This window comes from Thiothrix lacustris DSM 21227 (genome assembly GCF_000621325.1).
GTDB classification, from domain to species: Bacteria; Pseudomonadota; Gammaproteobacteria; order Thiotrichales; family Thiotrichaceae; genus Thiothrix; species Thiothrix lacustris.
In genome coordinates this window covers 65,674-87,314 of record NZ_JHYQ01000001.1, presented here as the reverse complement: position 1 = coordinate 87,314, position 21,641 = coordinate 65,674, and the positions used below count along the sequence as shown (strand labels likewise).

Annotated in this window: 26 protein-coding genes; 23 read left to right on the top strand and 3 right to left on the bottom strand. The window is 53.0% G+C overall.

What is annotated here, in order from left to right:
* Positions 1 to 10 precede the first annotated feature (10 nt).
* Entirely contained in the window at positions 11 to 1,387 is a 1,377-nt protein-coding gene (dbpA, locus tag Q394_RS0100400; protein WP_028487532.1) for an ATP-dependent RNA helicase DbpA, read from the bottom strand.
* A gap of 194 nt (positions 1,388 to 1,581) precedes the next feature.
* Here dbpA and Q394_RS0100395 point away from each other — a divergent pair, with 194 nt between their 5' ends.
* Positions 1,582 to 2,142: a protoglobin domain-containing protein gene (locus tag Q394_RS0100395; RefSeq protein ID WP_028487531.1), complete on the top strand. Its 561-nt coding sequence runs from the start codon at positions 1,582 to 1,584 to the stop codon at positions 2,140 to 2,142.
* Between the two features lie 14 nt (positions 2,143 to 2,156).
* Here the strand turns inward: Q394_RS0100395 and Q394_RS0100390 are convergent, their stop codons facing one another.
* On the bottom strand, positions 2,157 to 2,978 hold the full coding sequence (locus Q394_RS0100390; protein ID WP_028487530.1) for an SHOCT domain-containing protein: 822 nt from the start codon (positions 2,976 to 2,978) through the stop codon (positions 2,157 to 2,159).
* Between the two features lie 103 nt (positions 2,979 to 3,081).
* Between Q394_RS0100390 and hrpB the strand changes: the two genes are divergently transcribed.
* Complete coding sequence (gene hrpB, locus Q394_RS0100385; RefSeq protein WP_245606707.1) at positions 3,082 to 5,673, top strand: ATP-dependent helicase HrpB; 2,592 nt, start codon at positions 3,082 to 3,084, stop codon at positions 5,671 to 5,673.
* A 12-nt stretch (positions 5,674 to 5,685) separates the two neighbouring features.
* On the opposite strand, the gene Q394_RS0100380 is transcribed toward hrpB, so the two are convergent.
* Positions 5,686 to 7,257 carry an ATP-binding cassette domain-containing protein gene (locus Q394_RS0100380; protein WP_028487528.1) on the bottom strand — a complete coding sequence of 524 codons (1,572 nt, stop codon included), beginning with the start codon at positions 7,255 to 7,257 and terminating at the stop codon, positions 5,686 to 5,688.
* 104 nt (positions 7,258 to 7,361) lie between these two features.
* Here Q394_RS0100380 and Q394_RS0100375 point away from each other — a divergent pair, with 104 nt between their 5' ends.
* The 21 genes from Q394_RS0100375 to Q394_RS0100275 all read left to right on the top strand — a co-directional run bounded on the left by Q394_RS0100375 (position 7,362) and on the right by Q394_RS0100275 (position 21,610).
* On the top strand, positions 7,362 to 8,879 hold the full coding sequence (locus Q394_RS0100375) for a class I SAM-dependent methyltransferase (RefSeq protein ID WP_156946704.1): 1,518 nt from the start codon (positions 7,362 to 7,364) through the stop codon (positions 8,877 to 8,879).
* 285 nt (positions 8,880 to 9,164) lie between these two features.
* A complete protein-coding gene (locus tag Q394_RS18540; RefSeq protein WP_051542550.1) occupies positions 9,165 to 10,424 on the top strand; it encodes a tyrosine-type recombinase/integrase in 1,260 nt (419 codons plus the stop codon).
* 18 nt (positions 10,425 to 10,442) lie between these two features.
* Positions 10,443 to 10,976, top strand: coding sequence for a ProQ/FINO family protein (locus Q394_RS0100365; protein ID WP_028487526.1), 534 nt, complete (start codon positions 10,443 to 10,445; stop codon positions 10,974 to 10,976).
* A 68-nt stretch (positions 10,977 to 11,044) separates the two neighbouring features.
* Entirely contained in the window at positions 11,045 to 11,311 is a 267-nt protein-coding gene (locus Q394_RS0100360; RefSeq protein ID WP_028487525.1) for an AbrB/MazE/SpoVT family DNA-binding domain-containing protein, read from the top strand.
* Positions 11,305 to 11,658 (top strand): type II toxin-antitoxin system ChpB family toxin, encoded by a 354-nt coding sequence (locus tag Q394_RS0100355; protein WP_028487524.1) that lies wholly within the window; start codon positions 11,305 to 11,307, stop codon positions 11,656 to 11,658. Before Q394_RS0100360 ends, Q394_RS0100355 begins: the two co-directional genes overlap by 7 nt.
* Positions 11,651 to 11,842, top strand: a complete 192-nt coding sequence (locus tag Q394_RS21805; protein WP_084260288.1) for a Txe/YoeB family addiction module toxin — start codon at positions 11,651 to 11,653, stop codon at positions 11,840 to 11,842. The genes Q394_RS0100355 and Q394_RS21805 overlap by 8 nt, the downstream gene beginning before the upstream one ends.
* A gap of 9 nt (positions 11,843 to 11,851) precedes the next feature.
* Entirely contained in the window at positions 11,852 to 12,154 is a 303-nt protein-coding gene (locus Q394_RS0100345) for an addiction module antidote protein (RefSeq protein ID WP_028487523.1), read from the top strand.
* A gap of 381 nt (positions 12,155 to 12,535) precedes the next feature.
* Complete coding sequence (locus Q394_RS18535) at positions 12,536 to 13,231, top strand: GPO family capsid scaffolding protein (protein ID WP_169735865.1); 696 nt, start codon at positions 12,536 to 12,538, stop codon at positions 13,229 to 13,231.
* Between the two features lie 26 nt (positions 13,232 to 13,257).
* Entirely contained in the window at positions 13,258 to 14,301 is a 1,044-nt protein-coding gene (locus tag Q394_RS0100335; protein ID WP_028487522.1) for a phage major capsid protein, P2 family, read from the top strand.
* Positions 14,298 to 14,957, top strand: coding sequence for a phage terminase small subunit (gene gpM, locus Q394_RS0100330; RefSeq protein ID WP_169735864.1), 660 nt, complete (start codon positions 14,298 to 14,300; stop codon positions 14,955 to 14,957). The genes Q394_RS0100335 and gpM overlap by 4 nt, the downstream gene beginning before the upstream one ends.
* Positions 14,936 to 15,145: a hypothetical protein gene (locus tag Q394_RS0100325; protein WP_028487520.1), complete on the top strand. Its 210-nt coding sequence runs from the start codon at positions 14,936 to 14,938 to the stop codon at positions 15,143 to 15,145. Before gpM ends, Q394_RS0100325 begins: the two co-directional genes overlap by 22 nt.
* 128 nt (positions 15,146 to 15,273) lie before the next feature.
* The gene (locus Q394_RS0100320) at positions 15,274 to 15,714 is read left to right on the top strand and encodes a hypothetical protein (protein WP_028487519.1); all 441 of its coding nucleotides are present in this window, start codon (positions 15,274 to 15,276) and stop codon (positions 15,712 to 15,714) included.
* A gap of 486 nt (positions 15,715 to 16,200) precedes the next feature.
* Positions 16,201 to 16,599 (top strand): hypothetical protein, encoded by a 399-nt coding sequence (locus Q394_RS22215; RefSeq protein WP_156946703.1) that lies wholly within the window; start codon positions 16,201 to 16,203, stop codon positions 16,597 to 16,599.
* Positions 16,596 to 16,832, top strand: coding sequence for a hypothetical protein (locus Q394_RS0100310; protein ID WP_028487517.1), 237 nt, complete (start codon positions 16,596 to 16,598; stop codon positions 16,830 to 16,832). Before Q394_RS22215 ends, Q394_RS0100310 begins: the two co-directional genes overlap by 4 nt.
* Positions 16,829 to 17,134, top strand: coding sequence for a helix-turn-helix domain-containing protein (locus tag Q394_RS0100305; protein ID WP_051542545.1), 306 nt, complete (start codon positions 16,829 to 16,831; stop codon positions 17,132 to 17,134). The genes Q394_RS0100310 and Q394_RS0100305 overlap by 4 nt, the downstream gene beginning before the upstream one ends.
* Complete coding sequence (locus Q394_RS0100300) at positions 17,131 to 17,337, top strand: hypothetical protein (protein ID WP_028487515.1); 207 nt, start codon at positions 17,131 to 17,133, stop codon at positions 17,335 to 17,337. Before Q394_RS0100305 ends, Q394_RS0100300 begins: the two co-directional genes overlap by 4 nt.
* Complete coding sequence (locus Q394_RS0100295) at positions 17,334 to 17,525, top strand: hypothetical protein (protein ID WP_028487514.1); 192 nt, start codon at positions 17,334 to 17,336, stop codon at positions 17,523 to 17,525. The genes Q394_RS0100300 and Q394_RS0100295 overlap by 4 nt, the downstream gene beginning before the upstream one ends.
* Complete coding sequence (locus tag Q394_RS18530; RefSeq protein ID WP_051542543.1) at positions 17,522 to 19,207, top strand: replication endonuclease; 1,686 nt, start codon at positions 17,522 to 17,524, stop codon at positions 19,205 to 19,207. The genes Q394_RS0100295 and Q394_RS18530 overlap by 4 nt, the downstream gene beginning before the upstream one ends.
* Positions 19,204 to 19,404: a hypothetical protein gene (locus Q394_RS0100285; RefSeq protein WP_028487513.1), complete on the top strand. Its 201-nt coding sequence runs from the start codon at positions 19,204 to 19,206 to the stop codon at positions 19,402 to 19,404. The genes Q394_RS18530 and Q394_RS0100285 overlap by 4 nt, the downstream gene beginning before the upstream one ends.
* Positions 19,401 to 19,748: a hypothetical protein gene (locus Q394_RS0100280; protein WP_028487512.1), complete on the top strand. Its 348-nt coding sequence runs from the start codon at positions 19,401 to 19,403 to the stop codon at positions 19,746 to 19,748. Before Q394_RS0100285 ends, Q394_RS0100280 begins: the two co-directional genes overlap by 4 nt.
* 11 nt (positions 19,749 to 19,759) lie before the next feature.
* Entirely contained in the window at positions 19,760 to 21,610 is a 1,851-nt protein-coding gene (locus Q394_RS0100275) for a hypothetical protein (protein ID WP_028487511.1), read from the top strand.
* The last annotated feature ends 31 nt before the right edge of the window (positions 21,611 to 21,641 follow it).

Genomic DNA, 21,641 nt, shown 5'->3' with positions numbered 1-21,641 from the left:
GTTCAATCCCTTACAGCTTTGTAACCTTGAATTTGCGCCCTTTGATTTTGCCATTGAGTAGGCAAGCGAGGGCTTGTTTGGCAGCGCTGCGCTCGATGGCGACGTAAGCGGCGTAATCCATCACGTCGATTTTGCCGACGGATTTGCCATTGATACCGCCTTCGCCAGTCAATGCGCCGAGAATGTCACCGGGGCGAATTTTTTCCTTGCGCTCGGCAGCAATGCGTAATGTCACGTTGTTGGGCTGGGTGGGGCTGAGGGCGGCTTTAGGTAGCGCGGTAATGACTTCGTAGTCCAGTTCGGTTTTTTGCGCGATACCAATGTCAGCGAGTTTGTGGCGTTCGGCATCGGTGAGCAGGTTGAGCGCCATGCCTTCCTTGCCCGCTCGCCCGGTACGCCCGACGCGGTGGATGTAAACATCGGCATCGTGCGGCAATTCGTAGTTGATGACGCAAGGCAGGTCTTCGATGTCCAGCCCGCGAGCGGCGACGTCGGTAGCAACCAGTATGTTGAAACTGTTGTGCTTGAATTGCACGAAGACTTCATCGCGGTCACGTTGGTCCATTTCACCGTGCAGGGCTTTGACGCTGAAACCAAGTTGGTCGAGGTGTTCGGTGATTTCACGCACGCCGACTTTCATATTGCAGAAAATCACCGCAGAACGCGGTTTGAAATGCGCCAGCAGGATTTCAAGTGCCTGTAAACGATGGGGCTTTTCACACAGGAACGAGTGCTGGTTAATGACGCCCGCGTGGTGCAAGGCTTCAGCTTTGACTTCGACGGGGTTGCGCTGAAATTGCGCACTCAGGCGTTTAATGTCGTCCGGGTAGGTGGCGGAGAACAGCAAGGTTTGGCGGTATTTGGGGGTGAGGCTGATGATTCTGCCGATGTCTTCCATGAAGCCCATTTCCAGCATCCGGTCAGCTTCATCGAGCACCAGTGTGTGAATCTGGCTGAGGTCAATCGTCTTTTTGCCGATATGGTCGCCGATGCGCCCCGGTGTGCCGACGATGACGTGTGCGCCGTGTTCCAGCGAGGTGGCTTGCGGTGCGAGAGGTTGTCCGCCCGTTAAGGTGACGACTTTGATATTGGGCTGGTAACGGGCAAGGCGGCGGATTTCGGTGGCGACTTGCGCACTGAGTTCGCGGGTAGGGCACATCACCAAGGCTTGCACGGCAAAGTTTTGTGGGTCAAGTTTGGCCAGCAAGGTAATAGCGAATACGGCGGTTTTGCCGCTACCGGTTTTAGCTTGCCCAATCAAATCAGAGCCTTGTAGCGCGGGTGGCAGGGCTTTGGCCTGAATACCGGTCATTAGTTTATAACCCAAGTTGCCGAGATTGGCGAGTTGTTGGGTAGGCAGGTTTAAATTCGCAAAGGAATTGGGCATGGGACGGCTCTTGGGTAACGGGGTAGCCGTACATCATAGCGGGTTTTAGGTAAGGTGTCGTGGCTATGTGGGTTGGATGCACGAGTCTGCCTTGATTTGTAATGATTCTATCTTGATATAAGCGAGATACCTCTATACTGTTTCAGTATGTCATCATGCATTAATTAAAAGCATTTTTAATGAGGAACTAGACGGTGCAACCTATTAATATACAAGCCATTTGTGAGTATGCTAGGCAATTCTCAGGATTGGATAATGAAAAAGCAGCTTTATTGCGTAAAATTTATCCTGATATAAATACAAGGTTAGAAGACGTATCGGATGTTTTTTATGAGCGTCTGCTAGCAATTCCCAATACGCGTGACTTTCTTGAGGGTCGTGTCGAAAGCTTGAAGAGCACTCATGTTGTTTGGTTACATGAGTTGTTTAACAGTGATTTTAGTGAGGAGTACACCCGAAAACTTTACCATGTCGGCGATGTGCATGTGCAAGTAAAGCTACCGGTTGAGTTTGTGGCAGGGGCGATGACGATCATTCAATCTGAACTGATTCGTATTTTTGGTGAAGTATATGCCGATGATCAGGCAATGATGCTTAAAGCCATTGATGCACTCAATGCAGCGACAGGCTTTTCTCTGCTGATTATGCAGGAATCTTACCAGTCTTCCTCGTTAGCAGCAGAATTAGACAAATTCTTGCAGATCACCGGCATGAGTCGAAAATTATTCGACAACCTTGCTAAGGCTTACAAATGATGATTGGCGGGTTGTTACAGTCGTTGCAACAACTCGGCCTTTTTCGTCGCGAATTCTTCGTCGCTGAGAATACCTTTCTGTTTCAAGTCAGCCAGCTTTTCAATCAGGGCGAAAATATCGCTTTCTGAGACATTGGTGTTGTTAAATCTTTGCTCTGGTGCAGGTGTGAAAACCGGTGGCGTATAGGCGTTGTTTTGTATCGGAGCCTGATTTTTCGGCTGTTGGGCGACGCCATCAATGGAAATAATCGGCAGGTTTTCGACTTGTACTAACCCGTACTGGCTGGTGAAGGTCAGCGATGCACTGCCGCTTTGTTGCTGGGAAACACCGCCAATCTGGTTATCCAGCGTGTCATAAATGGTGACATGACCGTTGATTTCCAATGCCAGCCGCTGGGTAGACGGGAAGTAGGCGTAGCGAATGTTGTTTTGTGCGCCGGAAGAAGAAGCTTGCCCGAGATCTGCCTGCCACCAGTTACCGTAGCCTGACGGGTTAGCGACAAACAGGCTGTTCTGCCCATTGCCTTGATATTGCGACTGGCTGCTGACGGGGGGTTGGAACATGGCCGGGTTCTGGCTGGATAGCAGGTTGGAAAGTTCGGCGCACAGGTTGTTCACGGTTGTTTTCAAACCATAATTAAACATGTCGCCGACCATGGTCATGCCGCCTTGCATCCACTGGCCGCCGCCGCCCAGTTCGGGGATGTTGAATTGCGCCATCGTGCCGTTGCCGTTCATGACAGCGTAGAGCATGTTGGTAACAGCGTCTGTGGAAAGTCCATAACGTTGAGCCAAGTCATTAATGACGTTTTGGCCATGGTTGGTAAATGCTTGCACGGTGTAATCTCCAGTGGTGGGGTGAGTGGTGTGCTTCTCGATGAATAGTTAATAATTGTGCTTTGCACCATTCTGTCGATAACGACATTATCGGTGCTTTAAGATGAATTGCAATGTTTTACTGGTTATCATGCCGCCCATGAAAATACCCTTTACCGAACAAGTGCTTCCCATTGAAGCTGTCCTCGACGATCTTAAGCAAGCGCTGCGTGAACGCCACGAAGTAGTGTTGGAAGCGCCACCCGGCGCAGGTAAAACCACCCGTGTGCCGCTCGCATTGCTCGATGAGCCGTGGCTTGCCAGTAAAAAAATCCTCATGCTCGAACCGCGCCGCATTGCCGCTAAAAATGCCGCGCATCGCATGGCCAGTTTGCTGAACGAAAGCGCAGGTCAAACCGTGGGCTACCGAATGCGGCTCGACAACAAAACCAGCCGCCAGACCCGCATTGAAGTCATTACCGAAGGCGTCCTCACCCGTTTTGTGCAGCAAGACCCGTCGCTGGACGGTGTTGGCTTGGTGATTTTCGACGAATTCCACGAACGCAATCTGGATTCTGACCTCGCCCTCAGCCTGTGCTTGAAAGGGCGTGAACTGTTCCGTGACGCCAGCCATCCGCTGAAACTGTTGGTGATGTCCGCCACACTGGATAGCGTTGCTATCGCCAGTCTGCTGGATGACGCGCCGGTGGTGCGCAGTGAAGGCCGTACTTACCCGGTAGACATTCGCTATGGGCAAGCAGCCAAACCCGGCGAACGCATTGTCGAACGTATGCTTGTCACCCTGCGGCAAGCCTTGAGCGACAACCCCGCCAGCAGCATCCTCGCCTTTCTGCCCGGACAGGGGGAAATTCACCGCACCACCCAAGCACTCGGCGAATGGCTGGTGGAACGCCGGATGCGTGGCGTGCATTTGCGCCCGATGTACGGCAACCTCACGCTGGACGAACAGCAACAAGCCATCGCGCCCCTTGCCAACCCCGACGAACGCAAAGTCGTGCTGGCAACCAATATCGCCGAAACCAGCCTGACCATCGAAGGTGTGGATGTGGTCGTGGATTCAGGGCTGGTGCGCGAAGCCCGTTTTGACCCCGGGACAGGCATGACGGGTTTGCATACCACGCGTATTTCCCGCGCCTCCAGCACCCAACGAGCCGGGCGGGCAGGCCGACTTGCCCCCGGTGTGTGCTATCGACTTTGGACGGAAAGTCAGCAAGAACAATTAGCAGCGCACAATACCCCGGAAATTTTGCGTGCCGATCTCGCCCCACTGGCCTTGCAGCTGCTGCAATGGGGTGTTGATGACCCAGCGGAATTACGCTGGTTGGATGTACCGCCTGCTGGCCTTTGGCAACAGGCGCTGGATTTGCTGGAAACGCTCGGTGCGATTCAACGCAAGGGCAAAGCCACGGTACTGACTGCACACGGGCAAGTGATGTGCAATCTGCCGGTGCATCCGCGCCTTGCCCACCTGCTGATTTGTGGCGCACAAGCCGGACACTTGAGCGCCGCCGCCAACCTTGCCAGCCTGCTTTCTGAGCGTAACCCGTTCAGCCAAGACAATCCCGACATTAGCCAGCCGCTGGAAATACTGGCAGGCACAGCCAAGTGCCCGTACCCACAGCAAGGCTGGCTGCAACGTACCCGCCAACTGGCAAATCAGTTTGTTGAGCAAGTTCGCGCCCAGACATTGCCAGAAAGTGGTGTGAGCTTTTTGCTCCCCGCCCCGCAAATTCACGGCTATTTGCTGGCCTGCGCCTACCCGGATCGTATTGCTAGACGGCGGCATTCCGGCGGCTACCAGCTTGCCAATGGGCGTAGTGCCGACTTGCCCAGCAAACATGCGCTTGGCAATCAGGCGTGGCTGGCGATTGCCGAAGTCAGCAGCACGGGCGGTGCGAAAAGCGACACGATCCGTGCCGCTGCCGCACTGGATGACAAGCTGTTTACCAGCGCTTTGGCAGATCAGGTACGCACGCAAACCGTGGTGGAATGGGATACTAAAGCCGGGCGCTTCATCGCCGAAGCACAGCACAAAATTGGCGCACTGGTATTGCAACGTAAAGCCCTGCAAGCCGTGCCAGCCGAGGCTAAAAGTGCCGCCCTAATCGGTTTCATCCGCAAGCAAGGGTTAGATGTGTTGCCGTGGCAGGCGGAACACGAGCAATGGTGCGCAAGGGTCAATCTGTTGCACCGCGTCGAGCCTGAGCAGCATTGGCCTGATGTGAGCCGGGCTAACCTGTTGGCAACACTGGAAAACTGGCTTGCTCCGTATTTGGATACGGTCAATGTGCTGGGTGATTTCAGAAAGCTGGATTTAAGCGCGATTCTCAGCACCTTGTTGCCGTGGGACAGGCAACAGCGCCTTGAACAGCTTGCCCCCAAACGGCTGGAAGTTCCCTCCGGGAGTTCCATTGCCATCGACTACAGCCAAGCGCCGCCGGTACTCGCGGTGAAATTGCAGGAAATGTTTGGGTGCGAACAAACCCCGACCATTGCCAATGGCAGGGTGGCGCTGCTGGTGCATCTGCTTTCGCCAGCGGGCAGGCCGTTGCAGATTACGCAGGATTTGGCGGGATTTTGGCGCACGTCTTACCATGATGTGAAAAAGGATATGAAGGGGCGTTACCCCAAGCATCCGTGGCCGGATGACCCGTTGCAGGCGCTGGCGACGCGTAAGGTTAAGCGGCTGATGTAATGGCTCAAGGTTTCAGGCGTTTAATGTTAGGCTCGCCGAGATACCTAGGGCGGTAATAAACGCTGGGTCGTGTGAAACCACTAGCAGTGCGCCGGGGTAATCGGCCAGTGTTTGTTCCAGCAATAAGCGCGAGTCCAGATCTAGATGGTTGTCGGGTTCATCCAACAACAGCAAGGTCGGGGCATTTTCGCCGATAAGTACCGCTAGCAAGGCTACTTTCAGGCGTTCACCGCCGCTCAGTTCCTTCAGGGGTTGTAATGCCTTGTCGCCGCGCATCCGTAACCCCGCCAGTTCGGTACGCAGGCTGGTTTCGCTGCTGTCAGGGTGCAGGCGTTGCAGGTTGCCTAGGGCGGATTCGTTTTCATCCAGCAGGCTGAAGTGCTGATCTAGATACACACAACGTCCATGCACTTCGCAGTTACCTGCAATCGGCTGTTCCAGCCCGGCAATCACGCGCAGCAGGGTAGATTTGCCAGAACCATTCCTACCCTGGATATGCCAGCGTTCGCCCTGATGTACCGTGAGGGTAAGCGGGACATTTTTTACATAAGGCAACACCAGTTCGGACAAATGCAGGCACAGGCTGTGATGTGCTGCTTCCGGGGCAGAGCGTAGCGTTTGCGGTTTAATGATCTCCAACCGGGTTTGAGTAGCGCCCAATTCGGCGGTCAATTGTTCGGTGCGTTGCTGGTGTTGTTGCTTGAGTTTGGCTAGGGTGCTTTCGGAGCGATCCTGTTGAGCATCCATCAGCAGTTTGCTTTGCGAACCGGAATGGCGTTGGCGTTCACCCTGTTTGCGGCGATGGGCGGATTTTTCCAAAGCAGCTTGCTGTTCCAGTTTCTGTTGCTGGCGGTTACGTTTGAGGGTCGCGAGTTGCTGTTCTGTGGCAGAAACTTGGGCATCACGGATAGATTGGTAGATGGCGTAATTACCGCCGTATTCGTTCAAACCATGCTGATTTAGTTCCAGTATCCGTTCCACCTGTTGCAGTAGTTCGCGGTCATGGGTGGAAACCAATGCGCCAGCCGGGTGTTGGGTCAGCTTTGCCAACAGCCACTGACGACCTTCCGTATCCAGATGGTTGCTGGGTTCGTCCAATAACAAGTAATGGTCAGGTTGTAAAAATGCCCGGCACAATGCCAGCCGGGTTTGTTCGCCGCCACTCAACTGTTGGACGGGCGTAGACAAGGGCAAATCCAGACCCGCTTGGTGCAGTTCCTGTTCCCACAGAGAGGGCAGATGCCAACGGTCTTCAACTTGTGTGAAATCTTCTGCGCTGGCTTCACCGGACTGGATGCGCTCGAAACTGTCATATAACACGCCAACGCCCAAAGCGTCCGCCAAACGCAAACCTTGCAAGCGTTGCAGTTGCGGCACCCAATAAAATGGCACAAGCCAGCGGATGTTGCCGCTCGTGGGCGGGAGGTCTTGCGCGAGTAGGGCGAGTAATACCGATTTGCCTTGCCCGTTACGCCCGACCAGCCCGGTCAATCCGCCTGTCAGGGTGGAGGAAAGCCCGGTAAATACCGTCTTGGTATCAAATTGTTGGGTTAATTGGGAAAATTGGCAGACCACATGGGTCATAAGAAACTCCTGACTGTGCGTTGTTTGCGGTGTTGACGCTCACCGGTGAATATACCAAAGTCGGTGATGCGTTATAAACAACTGGATATGCGGTGAAAGAAGAGATGGCAAATCTGTGCAAAACACTGGCCTACGATGATTACCCGGCTTTTTATCAAGAGGATAATCGCCGTCACCGAGGCTTTAACCCAACCAGCAAGGCCTTTTTGGAGGCTAAATTCGGCACATTGCTGCCAGCGCACCTACTCCAAGGCAAGACGGTGCTTGATTTAGGTTCCTGTTATGGCGCGGCAGGGCAATGGGCGTTGTTCAACGGCGCGGCGCGTTACACGGGCGTTGAGGTGCAGCAAAACTACGTGAGTGAATCCCGTCGCTTGTTAGCGCATTGGCAGGATCGCGTTGAAATCATTCATCAGGATGTCCGTAGCTATCTATTAGCAACCGATGATCAGGCATTCGACTTGGTCTTGCTGGCGGGTATGTTGTATCACTTCGTCGATACCAAGCAAATTATTGATCAGGCTTGCCGCGTAGCGAGTCAGCAAGTGGTGGTGGAAACCAATTACCCACCCAGTATGCGTGCCGGGAAATTACCGCTGGATATGGCGATTACAGAGTACGTCACCGATCAAGAGGTTAACCTTGATCACGGTAATCAGTCGATGCTGGGCATTTCCGCCACTACCTCTTTGTCAGCATTGGATATTTTGTTTCGTCTGAATGGTTTTACCAATCAGGAAAATAAGCTGGCGTTTCCCTTGAATCCCGATACCGTGATTTATGATGAAAGTGCTCTGGGAAGTAGTGATTTGCCGATTCGTTTTGCAGTGCGTTATGGCCGTGATGAACAGCAAAAGCTGACGACCTTGGAAAGCCATTTACCCCAGCAGTCCGGCCAGAAGCGTTCTTGGGAACATGATCCCGTGTCTGCTGCCAGAACCCTTGAATACCAACAGCAAGCAATTTTGTTGGCAAGCACGGCTGCTCCGGGCGAATGGAGGTTTGATGCGCAAGTTGCGGAAGTTTTTGATGGTATTGCTCGACGAGAAATTCCCGACTATTTGCGGGTTATCGATTTGTGTGTGCGTGTGATTGGCAAGGGAAAGCTGAAGCAGCCCAAAATCATTGATGTGGGGAGTGCCACTGGTGAGACATTAAGGCAATTGTATCAAGCAGGTTACCGGAATCTCTATGGGGTGGATGCCTCGGCAGATATGTTGGCTAAGTCTTTTCAAGAAGCAACGCTCATTCATTCGGACAGTTTCCCGGAAATACAGGGTCCGTTTGACTATGTACTGAATAATTGGACGTTACATTTTATCCGCAATCCGCTTGAGTATTTGGAGGCGATTAAGCGTTCATTAGCGCCCGGCGGTACTTTGATTCTGTCTGATAAGGTATCAAGCAGTGCTTGTGTCCATGATCTGTATTATGACTATAAGCGAGCCAATGGTGTGACAGAGGAAGAAATTGATAGGAAGCGTCAGCAGATCGAGGGGGTGTTGGTGACTTATCCATTCACTTGGTATTTGAATGTGCTGGCTAACTTAGGCTTGGAAAAGATTGAGGTGATTAACGCTAATACCGCGTTTGTGACGTTTATGGCAGTGAAGCCTGTCTAACGATTTATCAGCAAGTGCTTGAAAAATTTGGTGCCCGGAGCCGGACTCGAACCGGCACGGTGTCGCCACCGAGGGATTTTAAGAGCCGGGGATTCATAAACCCAAGATAACGCGCAAAACCGCATGAAAAACAACCTGCACGCACCCACAAACCGCCAAACCCTAGCAGACCTTAGCAGACCCTTGATTTTAGTCATGACCCCGTAAACAGCGCCAACATGACCCCGCCCGAACGTTCTGCTATGCTCAAAACCGAACACAGACCGAACCACTAAGGGGCAAGCCATGCCGGAAAAAATCAACTTCACCAAAGCCGTGTTAGAAGCACTTGAGCCACCCAACACCGGGCGGCGCTACGTGTACGACACCAAAATCAGCGGCCTGCTGATCATGGTCACACCACCCGGCGCACGTTCGTTTCAGGTGCGCAAGCATATTGACGGCAAGGCGGCGCGGGTCACGTTGGGAAGGTTTCCTGCTATGACCGTTGTGCAAGCGCGTGAAAAGGCATTGGCGGAACTCTCGCAGATTGCCAGCACGCACCAGACCAGCAACCAAAAAAGGGCAGAGGTTCGCCAGTTCGATAACCTGACATTGGGGAAAGCCTTTCAGGACTACACCCGATCACACAAGAATTTGAAGCAGACCACCATCAAGGATTACGAACGCTCAGTTAGGGTAGGGTTCCCCGACTGGCAAGAGTTGCCACTTTCCAAAATCAGCCGCGAAATGGTGGAAACTCGCCACCGGGAACGCAGCCAACATTCTGAGGCACGGGCTAATAATGAAATGCGCGTGCTTAGGTGCATATTCAACTATGCCTCTGAGGAATATTTGGATAAGGCAGGCAAACCGATCATTACCACCAACCCGGTCAAGCGACTCTCACACAGTCGGGCATGGAATAGAGTGGAGCGCAAAAAGACGATTATCAGCAATGAAAACTTACCAGCATGGTTTCAGGCAGTCGACACCCTGCCAGAATGGTACGGCGGCGGGCTGGCACACAAAGCCCGCACTTACTTCCTGCTGACCCTCTTCAACGGCTACCGTCGCAGCGAGTGCAGCGGCCTGCTGTGGGAAAATGTCGACCTGAAAACCCGCGTGGCACGGCTCGAAGACACCAAGAACCACCTAAGTCATGAACTACCGCTAACCACCTTTACCCATAACTTGCTGGCAGAGTGGCAAACATGGACGGGGCAGGGCAGCGGGCTGGTATTCCGGGCAACCGACAACCAGTCGCCACTATCCAACGTGGAGGCCGTCATAAACGCCATCCGCGAAAAAACCGGGATACAATGGGCAATGCACGACCTGAGACGAACATTCACCACCACGGCGGAAAATATCGGCGTGCGGGGCTACACCCTGAAACGCTTGATCAACCACAAAACAGGCGCGGCGGACGTGACCGGCGGTTACATCGTCACCGACCTCGAAAGCCTGCGTGACCCTATGCAAACCATCACCGATAGGCTGTTGAACCTCACATCGGGTAAACTGCCCACATCCAAGACCGCACCAGCGGCAAGCAATACCTGATACAGGGAGTTTGGACACATGAACGACACACCCAAGAAAACCTTAAGCATTACCCGCAAACCTGCCAACACTGGCCCGGTAAATTCACCCGTTGGCACAATCCAACGCACCGGGAAGCGCATCATCAGGCGTGACGAACTGCCCCAAGTGCAGCGCGTGCCAGCACCCAAGCCACCCAAACCCAAAGCCAAAAAACCACCGCGCAAACCAGCCGCACCAAAAAAGCAGGTCACACCACCGTCAGACCTGAAAGCCCGCGAATTGAACGACCGCCTGAACGCCTTCCACATCTGGATAATGTTCCAACCGCTCGCCGTCGGCATTGAAAAGGAGTTGTTCAAACTGGTGAATGATGAACACTTTCCCGGCGCATCGAAAAAGGTCGTGCAGAAAGTGCTAAGGATGCACACCAACCATGCTTTATACCTGCAAGCCATCCAACGCGGCGGCGCTCGCTACACCCTCGACGGGGCAGAGGCGGGCGACGTGACCGAGTACCAGCAACAGTATGCAGGTGAAGTGCTGGCAAAACGCTTGCAGGGTAAGGGCTGAAAATAGAGTTTTCTTTATGGAAAACTTCACTATAATGGAAGCGACCAATACAGAAAGGAGTAACTCGAATGACCACCGCAACACTACGCACCGTCGGTAATTCCGTCGCTGTGGTAATCCCTAGACAATGGTTGTCTATGCTGGGGCTGGAAGCAGGCGCGAAAGTAGAGCTAAGTGTCGAAGGCGGCAAACTCACCCTACAGCCAAAAGCAGCGGCTAGGCGCAAAAAATACAAACTAGCCGACCTGTTAGCTAAGTGTGACCCATCCGCACCGATACCAACAGCAGTAACCGAATGGGACAACATGCCAGCGGCAGGTAATGAAGTATGGTAAAGCGTGGCGGATTTGAACGCGGCGACATTGTGAGAGTCAGCTTTAACCCGACAGTGGGGCGTGAGATGCAAGGCGACATGCGCCCTGCACTGGTACTTTCCACCCGTGAATTCAATAATACTGTCGGCACTGCATTGGTAGCACCGATTACCCAAGGCGGCAACCTTGCGCGGGTGGCGGGTTTCGCCGTGCCATTGATGGGCAGCGGCACAGAAACGCAGGGCGTTGTTCTGGTTAGTGCAGTGCGGACACTTGACCTAGTGGGCAGGGGGGCAAGGCGCATAGAAACCGCCCCTGATAGCATTGTCGATGAAGTCCTAGAAATACTCGCGGGCATCATTGAATAACCCCTGCAATAATGAGTTGATCAAAGATATTCAGCGTGACCCATTCGACGGCATAGGCAAGCCCGAACCACTGAGGCACAATCTTTCGGGGTGTTGGTCAAGGCGCATTACCGAAACGCACCGGATTGTTTACACCGTGCAGAATGGTGAAGTTGTTATTTTGCAATGCCGTTTTCATTACTGAGCGCGTGGAATGCCGACACTACCCTACAGTAGCAGCGACTATCTGCAAACCGATGAAGACATCATCGACTATCTTGATGCAGCAATGGAAGACGGAGACAGCCGCGTATTACTGTTGGCCTTGCGTAATGCCGCGATAGCTAAAGGCGGCATTGCAAAAATGGCAGAAATTACAGGGCTAAACCGGGAAAGCCTTTATAAAACCTTGTCAGAACAGGGCAACCCACAATACGACACCGTGGCAGCCATTGTTCATGGGCTAGGTTTCCGCTTTTCTATCCAGCGGGATAGCAGCGACTTGCAAGCGGCCTAGCCACCACACCAACATCACACACCAGCCGCACACCCGTTGCGGCTTTTTTGTGCCTGCCATTCCGCCATTCAGTCGAAACCTGAACGCCAGCCTAAAGACCTTTTGCACAACACTGCATTTTTCTAGTGCAAATCTGGTGCAGCACTCTGCACTTACCAACCCTCTGAAACATAAGCGGCGCGGGCTTTCCGTGCGTTTTGGCGTGCATTTATTAGTAGTGCACTTATTTTCCGGCAGGCGTGGAGTTGAGCGCATTCTTTCAAGCCACGGGCAGGGCGCGTTAGGTGAGCGCGTGGCCTAACCCCAACCAGTGGAAGCCAAGCACAACCCTAAGCAATGATTCCCACATCTGAATTAGATGACCAAAAGGAACAAAACAACATGCTTATCACTGACCCGATACGCGCAGCCGTCGCAGGTAAGACCATCGACGGGCGCGACATTCCCGAACAATCCATTGTTGATATTGCTGATGCCTACAACCCAGAAACCTACAACGCCAGAATCTGGCCTGAACATATCCGGGGCGTTATGCCAGACGGCATGTTCAAGGCATTGGGCGACGTGGTGGAAGCCAAGGCCGAACGCATCCAAGGTGGAAGCCTTGCCGGGCGTATGGCCTTATTCATCCGCATAGCACCCCATCAAGACCTAATCGCAATGGTGCGCAATGGTCAGAAAGTGCACCTATCAGTTGAGATACAGCCAGACTTTGCAGGCACGGGCAAAGCCTACCTTGTGGGCGTGGGTGTGACCGACTCACCGGCAAGCCTTGGCACGGGCATCATGAAATTTAGTACAGCCGAACGGCAAACGAATCTTTTTTCTACCCCACAACTGACACCCATCAACTTACCCAAGGAGCGCGACATGAACCGCGAAGACTTCAAGCAACTGCTAGCTGAGGCAATGAAGCCAATGGAGGCAAGGCTTGAAAAGCTGGAAAGCCACTATTCAACGATGGAAAGCAAGCAAGACGAAATCATCCTGCTGGCAACGCCAATACAGGGAAATCCGCGACAGTACCGCGAACCGCACAACGGCGGTGATTCAGAACGCAAAAGAAACGATTACTAAAAACCACCAAACCATAAGGATTAATTATGAAAGGCAAGACACGCGAACGGTTCAACCGCATGAAAGAAGAGGTTGCGGGCGCAAACGACGTGGGCAACGTTTCCGAAAAATTCACCCTGTTACCCTCAGTTGAACAGACCATCGTGGACAGAATGGGCGAATCATCCGCCTTTCTCGACAACATCAACATTTTCCCAGTGACCGAACAGAAAGGGCAGAAACTGGGGTTAGGCGTGGGCGCACCCATTGCCAGCCGTACCAACACCGACACCAAAGAGCGGGCGACCGCCTACGTGGGGTCACTGGATGCCGACACATACGAATGCAAGCAAACCAACTTCGATACACATATCAGTTACCGCACGCTGGACGCATGGGCGGCGCTGGATGACTTCCAAGGCCGCTATCGTAAGGCAGTATTGCAGCGCGTTTCCCTTGATCGAATCATGGTCGGGTGGAATGGCACAAGCGCGGCAACCGAAACCGACCGCACCGCTAACCCATTGCTGCAAGACGTGAATATCGGCTGGCTTGAAAAAGTCCGACTGGCAGCACCCGGTAACTTTATGGGGTACGCATCAGACGGAACGGAAACCACCGACGAATTCACCATTGGTGAAGGTGGCATGTATGGCACGCTGGACGCGCTGGCATTCGACGTAATGAGCAGCTTACTCGACCCGTGGCACGTTGGCGGTGATGACCTGGTACTGATTATCGGGCGTGAACTGTGGGTGAATCATGGGCTGACCCTGTACAACGACAACCGCAGCGCAACCGACAAAAACGCCTTGCAAGTCTGGTTTGCTAAAGAAGCCATTGCCGGATTGCCTACCGTTACCATCCCATTCTTCCCGGCGCGTGGTCTGGTTGTCACCTCATACGACAACTTGAGCATTTACTTCCAAACCGGCGCGGTACGTCGGGCAATCATCGACAACCCCAAACGTGACCGCGTGGAAGAATATCTTTCCTCAAATGATGCCTATGTCGTGGAAGATTACGGCAAATTCGGCGCGGTACGTGCGGGTTCTATCAAACTCAAAAACGCGGCGGGTGAATGGGTGTGATCCTGCAAAGCTATGCTGCAAAGCATCGGCTGGACGTGGAGGCGGGGCGCGTTGCGCCTCGCGCTCTCGCATCAAGCCAGCATTCGGCAAACCATCACAAACTAATGCTCGTGAAGCTGGATAAGGACAAGCACGACTTACGTGCTATCAAAAGCCAGTTTCAGAGGCAGGTGAGAAAGTTAGAGATATTGTTTGAATATGCCGACTACCTAACCACCGTCATTAACAGCGGAGACGCTAAACACAATGAAACCCTCGTGACCATTTGCCTGTGGGCATTGGATACCATGCAGGTGGAATACTTCATGACGTTGGCAGAATACGCACTGCAACACCGCATGAACTCACCCCAAGGGTTCAAGCGCACCTTGCCGGAATTGCTAATGGAAGAATTCAGCGGTTACGTGCTGGATTATGAAAAGCCTAGTGAAATGCTCGACAGGTTGCAGCATTTAGGCGAACTCACCAACAAGGATAAGTGTGCTATTGCCGATGAAATCACCGCGAAATTTTACAAGGCGCAAGGGCTGGCACTCCAACGCAGTAACCCGCAAGCGGCGTTACAGGGCTACCAGCTCGCGCAAAAGTACGGCGCAAAAGTAAAACAGGCTATCAGCCGATTGGAGAAACAACTATGCAAAACGAACAGCGGGTAGACCGCCTTATCAGTTCCTATAAAGCGGCGCGTATGCTGGGAATTTGCCGAAGAACCTTGATTGAACTGCCACTGCCTCACATCGAAATACAGCGGCGTGACCGCGTGTTAAGACGCTATCAGGAATCAGCGGTAAAGGCATACGTGCAGGCCAACATGAAACACGCAGTAAACGAAGTGGGGGCATAACTGGAAAATAGCACCACATCAGGTTACATTCACCTAGCCGGGATAGGCTGATCACCGAACATCTGTAAGCCCTTTGCAGACTTCCCGGCAATTTTTTTGCAAGGGTGGCAAGCACAAAGGGCGTGTGAATGGATGATAGCCAGCGCGGAAAGCCATACCGAGAACTCAGTGAGCAGATTGATCGTATTAGTGAAAAGCTAAAGCCATTCCGCGAACTCAGTGAACGGATTGAGCGTATTACTGAACCATCAAGACGGCTTACGCTAGCCTTACAGCCATTCATGGCAATAGCACCCTATAGGCACGCCAATTACAAAGCAAACTGCGTGCCAGTGCCGGAAAAAAGTTTACTACCCCAACAATCAAAACCACCCACCGTTACACCAAAACCACCCTCAGAAAAGCATCAATCAACCCTCGACAAAAACGCCGAACGCCTAAAAATCTATGAAGAGGTTGTTCAAGAGTTTGGGCGGTATGCTCAGAGGGGCGTGTTATTGGATGAAGCTGCGAAAAGGGCGGGGTGTAGTGTGGATTCAATAAAAAGGGCAATCGGGATTAAAAAATAAACAGTTTTAGGGCATCTTAGGGCATGTTGGGGCATCTTCCCTATTATTAGGAAATCATAAGGCACAATAAAAAAAGGCCAGCAATACCGCTGGCCTTAGAAAAAAAGTTCAGCCGATATGATAGCCAAAACCACCCAACATTTCCACAAATCGAATGATTTCTCGAAATCATCCCAAAAAACAGAAAACAACTTATGCGCCCATAAGTTGACCTTGCCCGCGATTCATGGGCATACTGAATCTGTTGGTGCAAATCACCAACAAACAGCAAAATTCTGGGACAGTAATCCCCTCACTTGGCGGCAACACCGCCACCACGACGCAGGCGGTTTTTTTACGTCTGTAGAATGCGCAAGCGGCTTTATGCCGGGTATGCGTGGACTACAAAACGGTGTAAACCGAAATAAGCGCGTCGTGTTCCAAGAGAGCGATTACTGTACCCGGCAACTTTTGCCCAAAGTAAAAACTCAACTTGGAGCCGTCATCATGACAGCAATCACTATGGGCAACACTGCCCGCTCTCCCTTGGCACGTATGCCACACATCCCGTTTGCACCTGCACACCCCAAAAGAAAAACCCCCGACACCCTTGTGTTCAAGGCGTCCAGAACCGGGTTAATCGCCTACCGTTACGCCTCACCCGTCGCGTGGATTGTCGAAGGACACCACGTCGGCAAGATAGGCAATGAACCTGCACACATCCGCTTTGTGGACGTTGCCTACCACCGCAAAACCCGCCACGGCATCAACCTAGAAACCTTCGATTGTGACACCCTCGAACAAGCACAACATGCCCTACGTGCCATTTTTGAGCGTACAGATGACGCAGGTGGTTTTTCCACTGAGTTAGGCTATGCAGCATCCACTAACGGAGGTGCAGCATGAGTAAGGTACAAGAACAAATCCATACCGCATCCATCGAAGCATGGGCATTGTTTAACTTGTCTGCCATTGGTCGGAAAGCTGCATTCAGTGATGATGCAGAAGTCACCGAGTTAGCCCACCTGTTTGAAACGCTGGAAAAACGCTTAGAAGCACTCCACGACACCCTACAAACGCTCGTGTTTTCCAATGATATTAAGCTCGCCACTCTGATCGAAAACGGAGGTGCAAAATGAGTACCTCACTCACCACCACCAAGCAGCGCAAATTTCGGCGCAACCGTGATGCTATCCGTCGGGCGCAAATCGTGCAGGCCATCCCTGCATACACCATCAACGGCGACCCACTGCTAAACGAAGCAGAAGCAGCGGCTTATCTGTCGCTCTCACCTGCCACCTTGAGCCGTTGGAGATCAACACACCCCGACCGTCTGGCATTCGTCAAGGTAGGCGGCTGGGCTGTACGTTATCGCCGCTCAGTGCTCGATAGCCACCTCAACGCCAACACCGTCACCGACGGGCGCGGGGTGAGAAAATGAGCCACCCCAACACCAACACAAAAGCCTTGTTGAACCTGCCGCCTCACCTGTTTGATCTGGTTGATGATGCATCATTTTTTGAGCGTCTGGCACTGACTGCCGCCAACATCCAGCGGCGCAAACAGGCCGCCAACCCCGGCAATCACTATGAATTTGCTTCAAACCAGTGGAACCGCTGGATAGATCAGGGAGAGACAGCATGAACGACCTAACCCAACTGCTGAATGATATTTATCGCCGTGCTGACAGCTTGTCAGTGTTTGCCCTGCGTGCCGTCAGTGCTGACCTTAACCCTGTCAACCGCGAAAAAATGCGCCTTGAATGCAAGGTGCTGCTGGCAGAGTTGCACGACCTGCACCAAGCACTTGACGCAATGGAGGTGCAACCATGATGCAAGCCACCCACAACCCACAAGACGCAGGATGGATTCAATCCCGCCTTGCCTGCCTGCCCTTCCAGCACCATGCCGCGATACAGCGCGAATATGCCAACCTGTACCAGACAGCAGGCCAACACGACGGCGAAAAACGGCGCAACGCTAACTTGTACCTGATGGACTTGGCAGACCATGCCCCACAAAACGTCTTCACTCTGTCCGATGAAGAAATCAGGCGCAAGGCCGACCGTCTGGCGCTCGAATGCCGCAAACTGTTCAGGCTTGCCCGTGACCCGGCGCAAGCCGTCACCACTGGCATGGGCTTCTATGAGGCCGCCGGATTTGACCCGCAAAGCATGGCAATCTATGACGCACCCGGCATTATCGGGCGTCTGTCTGATGCAGAATTCTGGAAGCGCAAGTTGACCCGGCGGCAAGACCGCCAGCAGGAAGCCTTTGCCATCCATTTGGGCGTGGTTCGTCGTGGGCGTGGCCTGTACGTGTCTGAATCCCTATTCATGACCATGCAAGCGCGTATCCAGTCCAGCATACGTGCACTTTCAGCACTCGAAGCCATCAACGAAGACACCGGCGAAACCGTGGATATGCTGCAAGTGCTCAAGTCTGGCGTATCCAATCCCGAAGTGCGGCGCGTAGAACTCATGGTAAGAATGCGCGGCTTTGAAGACGCAGCAACCAAGGCCGGGCATGTAGGCATGTTCTACACCCTGACGTGTCCCTCAAAGTTTCACCGCTACACAGCAGGTAGTGACACCAACCCCAAGTACACCGGGGCAACCCCACGGGAAGCACAAGCCTACCTCACCGCACTATGGGCGCGTATGCGCTCAAAGTTCAAGCGTGACAGCCTAACCGCCTACGGTTTCCGCGTAGCAGAACCACATCATGACGCTTGCCCCCACTGGCATATGCTGCTTTTTGTTGATCCGGCGCAACGTGAAGCCGTCACCGCCATCATCCAACACTATGCCCTACTCGAAGACGGCGACGAACGCGGCGCGGAAAAATACCGCTTCAAGGCCGTGGAGATCGACGCCAGCAAAGGCAGTGCCACCGGGTATATAGCCAAGTATGTTTCAAAGAACATCAACGGCTATGCAGTTGATGAAGACTTTGAAGGCGGCGTTGATTCTGCTGACAGCTCGCAGCGCGTCCGTGCGTGGGCGTCACTGTGGGGTATCCGCCAATTCCAACAAATCGGCGGCGCACCTGTAGGCGTGTGGCGCGAATTGCGGCGCGTGCGTGACACCCTGCCCGATGGACTGCTGGAAGCCGCACGACAAGCCGCTGATACAGGCGACTGGTGCGCATACCTAGAACTGCAAGGCGGTGTGCTGGCATTGCGCAAAGATCAACCCCTCAAGGTGTACACCGTGGAGCGCATCAACGAAGACACCGGGGAAATCATCAGCAACCAATACGGCGAAATCGTCGCCAAGACCGACGGCGTGGAACTGCTGGCAGGTATCCAGCAAATCAAAACCCGCTTGCACGTCTGGCGCATCCAAGCCAAGGCCGGGGCAACCGCACCAGAAAACGCATTCAATGCGGCGGTGGAGTACGTGGAAGGCTTCAACATCCTGACCCCTTCTCCCTCTTCCTCTTCCTCCTCCTCTGCCCCTTGGAGTCCTGTAAATAACTGTACGCAAACCGACGAACGGGAGGTTTGGGGATGAAACACATTATTCCTAAATGGACAATTGTTGCTACACCGGCGGCATTGTTAGCCATGATCCTGACCCCGTGGGCAGAACTCGCGCAACAGTCGCCAGAATCCGCACCGCTGGCACTGGTACTACTGTCGGTCGGTATGGCGTTGGTATGCATTTCAATGGTTCACTGGATTAAAGCCATATTCGGGGGCAAGTCATGAGTAATCACACGCTGACACACGAAGAGCAGGATTATATCGGCGCTGGCAGTCTTCAACGTGGCGGTGAAGCTAATCAAAGCAGCGGTATCGACTGGCGTGTAATCCATGCCCTGATTCCGTGGCTGGCAGTGTTAGCGGCATGGTTATGGTGGGCACTCTTCCTGCTGATTCCCTCAGTGTTCGGCCTGCACTATGCCGGGATGATGCCCGCCATGAACAACGTAGCCTACACCCTGATGGGGCTGACCCTCTGTCTGGCGGCAACTGTCGCAGCACAATCACAACACGGGGTTAGGGCTATCGCCTTCACCTTTTCCGTACTTCTTTTGGCTTACTGGTTCTGAGGAAAATAATCATGGACAACAAAAAACCATTCAACGCAGGTCTGGCGTATGCCGAATTCAAACAGCGTCAACTTGCTTACACCGTGGCGGCAATCACGGCTTTTCTGATGAGTGCTTACTTTGTCGTGGGCTACTTTGCCGGGCATCTGCGAATCATGGAGTGGGACGGCTCGCAGTGGGCGCAAGCTATCCCCTCTTTGGGGCTGGTTGCGGTCATGACTGCATATCAGTACTTCCTCTATTCCAAGGGGGACACCGAAGGCGGCAAGAAAGCTACGATTATCGCGGTATCTGTCGCAGTGGCATTTAGTTTGCTCTCTGAGATCGGGCAAGGCATGGAGCGGGATAACATCCGCATGGAGTCAAAAAGCCAAGAATCACCGACATACAAAGCCATTGTGCAAGCCATTGGTGCAGGGGCTGGCGCAAGTTATAACCCCTACTCTGCCGATTTACAGGCGGCTGAAATGAAGTTGGCACAGTGTGAAGAGCGTTTGGCACGTGGCAAGGAAAAACATTGTGAAGGTAGCAAAGCGCGTGTTGATGCGGTCAACAAGATGATAGCCGGGGCTGACCAATCCAGTCAGGCGAAAGCCTTAGCACTGGCAACCACCGCCAAAACGATGGAGCGTGACGAAAACAATTACCACCCACTGGTAAAGTTCATCCGCGAAGTGTTTGGCGCGTCTGGAACGGCGGCTAGTTTTTTGTTAAGCCTGACCTTGATCAGCTTCTTCGAATATGCGTTTCATTACTTGGGTGGTCAATTTGCTGCATCCCGTGAATATTTAATGGCGCATGGATACGACGTGACCCGCAAGCTACGCCAGCCACCCCGCAAGCATGATGGAAGTGTTACCACTTATTCCAATGAAGCCAATGAATCCGCGCCAGTATCTTCATTCAACAGTAATGCTAATTCAGCACGGCAAACCGTTGGAGAATTCGCGGCAAAAGTTGAACAGGGTTTAAAATCTTCACCTGAAATAATCGCCAACGAATATGCACGCGCTCAAAATGCCCGTGAAAATGTTTACACGGTGGCGGCTAATAAACTGGACGGTATTCAAACCGGTTTAAACCAAGCATCGGAATTAAAAAACCCTACTCCTGTTAAAACATGGCGTGAATCATTAAATGCAGGTGAAAAAATAGTATCGACAGGTGGATTAGATGAACCCGTTATAAATACCCGTCCAGCTAATCAAATGAGCGTAGAAGCGACCGTTAAACAAATACAAGCCAGTGTGAAGGCATCCGGCGCGAACTCACCAACGGCGATTCAGGCGGCGGTATTTGATGCGTATGCAGGCATGGCAAACCCTGCCCCACTCAATGATGTGATACTGGAACGCATGGCGGAAAAGTTGGCAAGCAAGGCCACCATTCCGACCACTGTACCAGCCGCACCGTTCCATCAAAAATCAGGTGCAACGGGCATTCATAACCCGGTATTGGGGACGGCTGAGGAGCACTACGCGCTATCACTGCCCCGTACTGCTTCAGGCACTGCGACAGACTACCAAAAGGGTGGTGAAGCAGCGGTGAAGCAGACTGCTGCAACGACTGCTTCAGGCACTGCGACAGACTACCAAAAGGGCAGTGAAGCAGCGGTGAAGCAGTCGATTGAAAGTCTGTATAAAGTATGGCGGGCGGCGGTCATTAGCGGCAAAATCACCACGGCGGAAAGACCGTTTCAACAGTTGGCGCGTGAGTACACCGACTTGGACGGAATCAGCGCACGGGCATTAAAACCCGTTTGGGATGGATTCGGTGAACGTGCTACCCGTGAAGGCTATCTGGTGCTGAATCCCGAATATCAGGACGGCAATCGTAAGCTGAAATACTTGAAGGTGGCCTGATCGAACCGGGCGGGAAGGGTAGCACCTGACC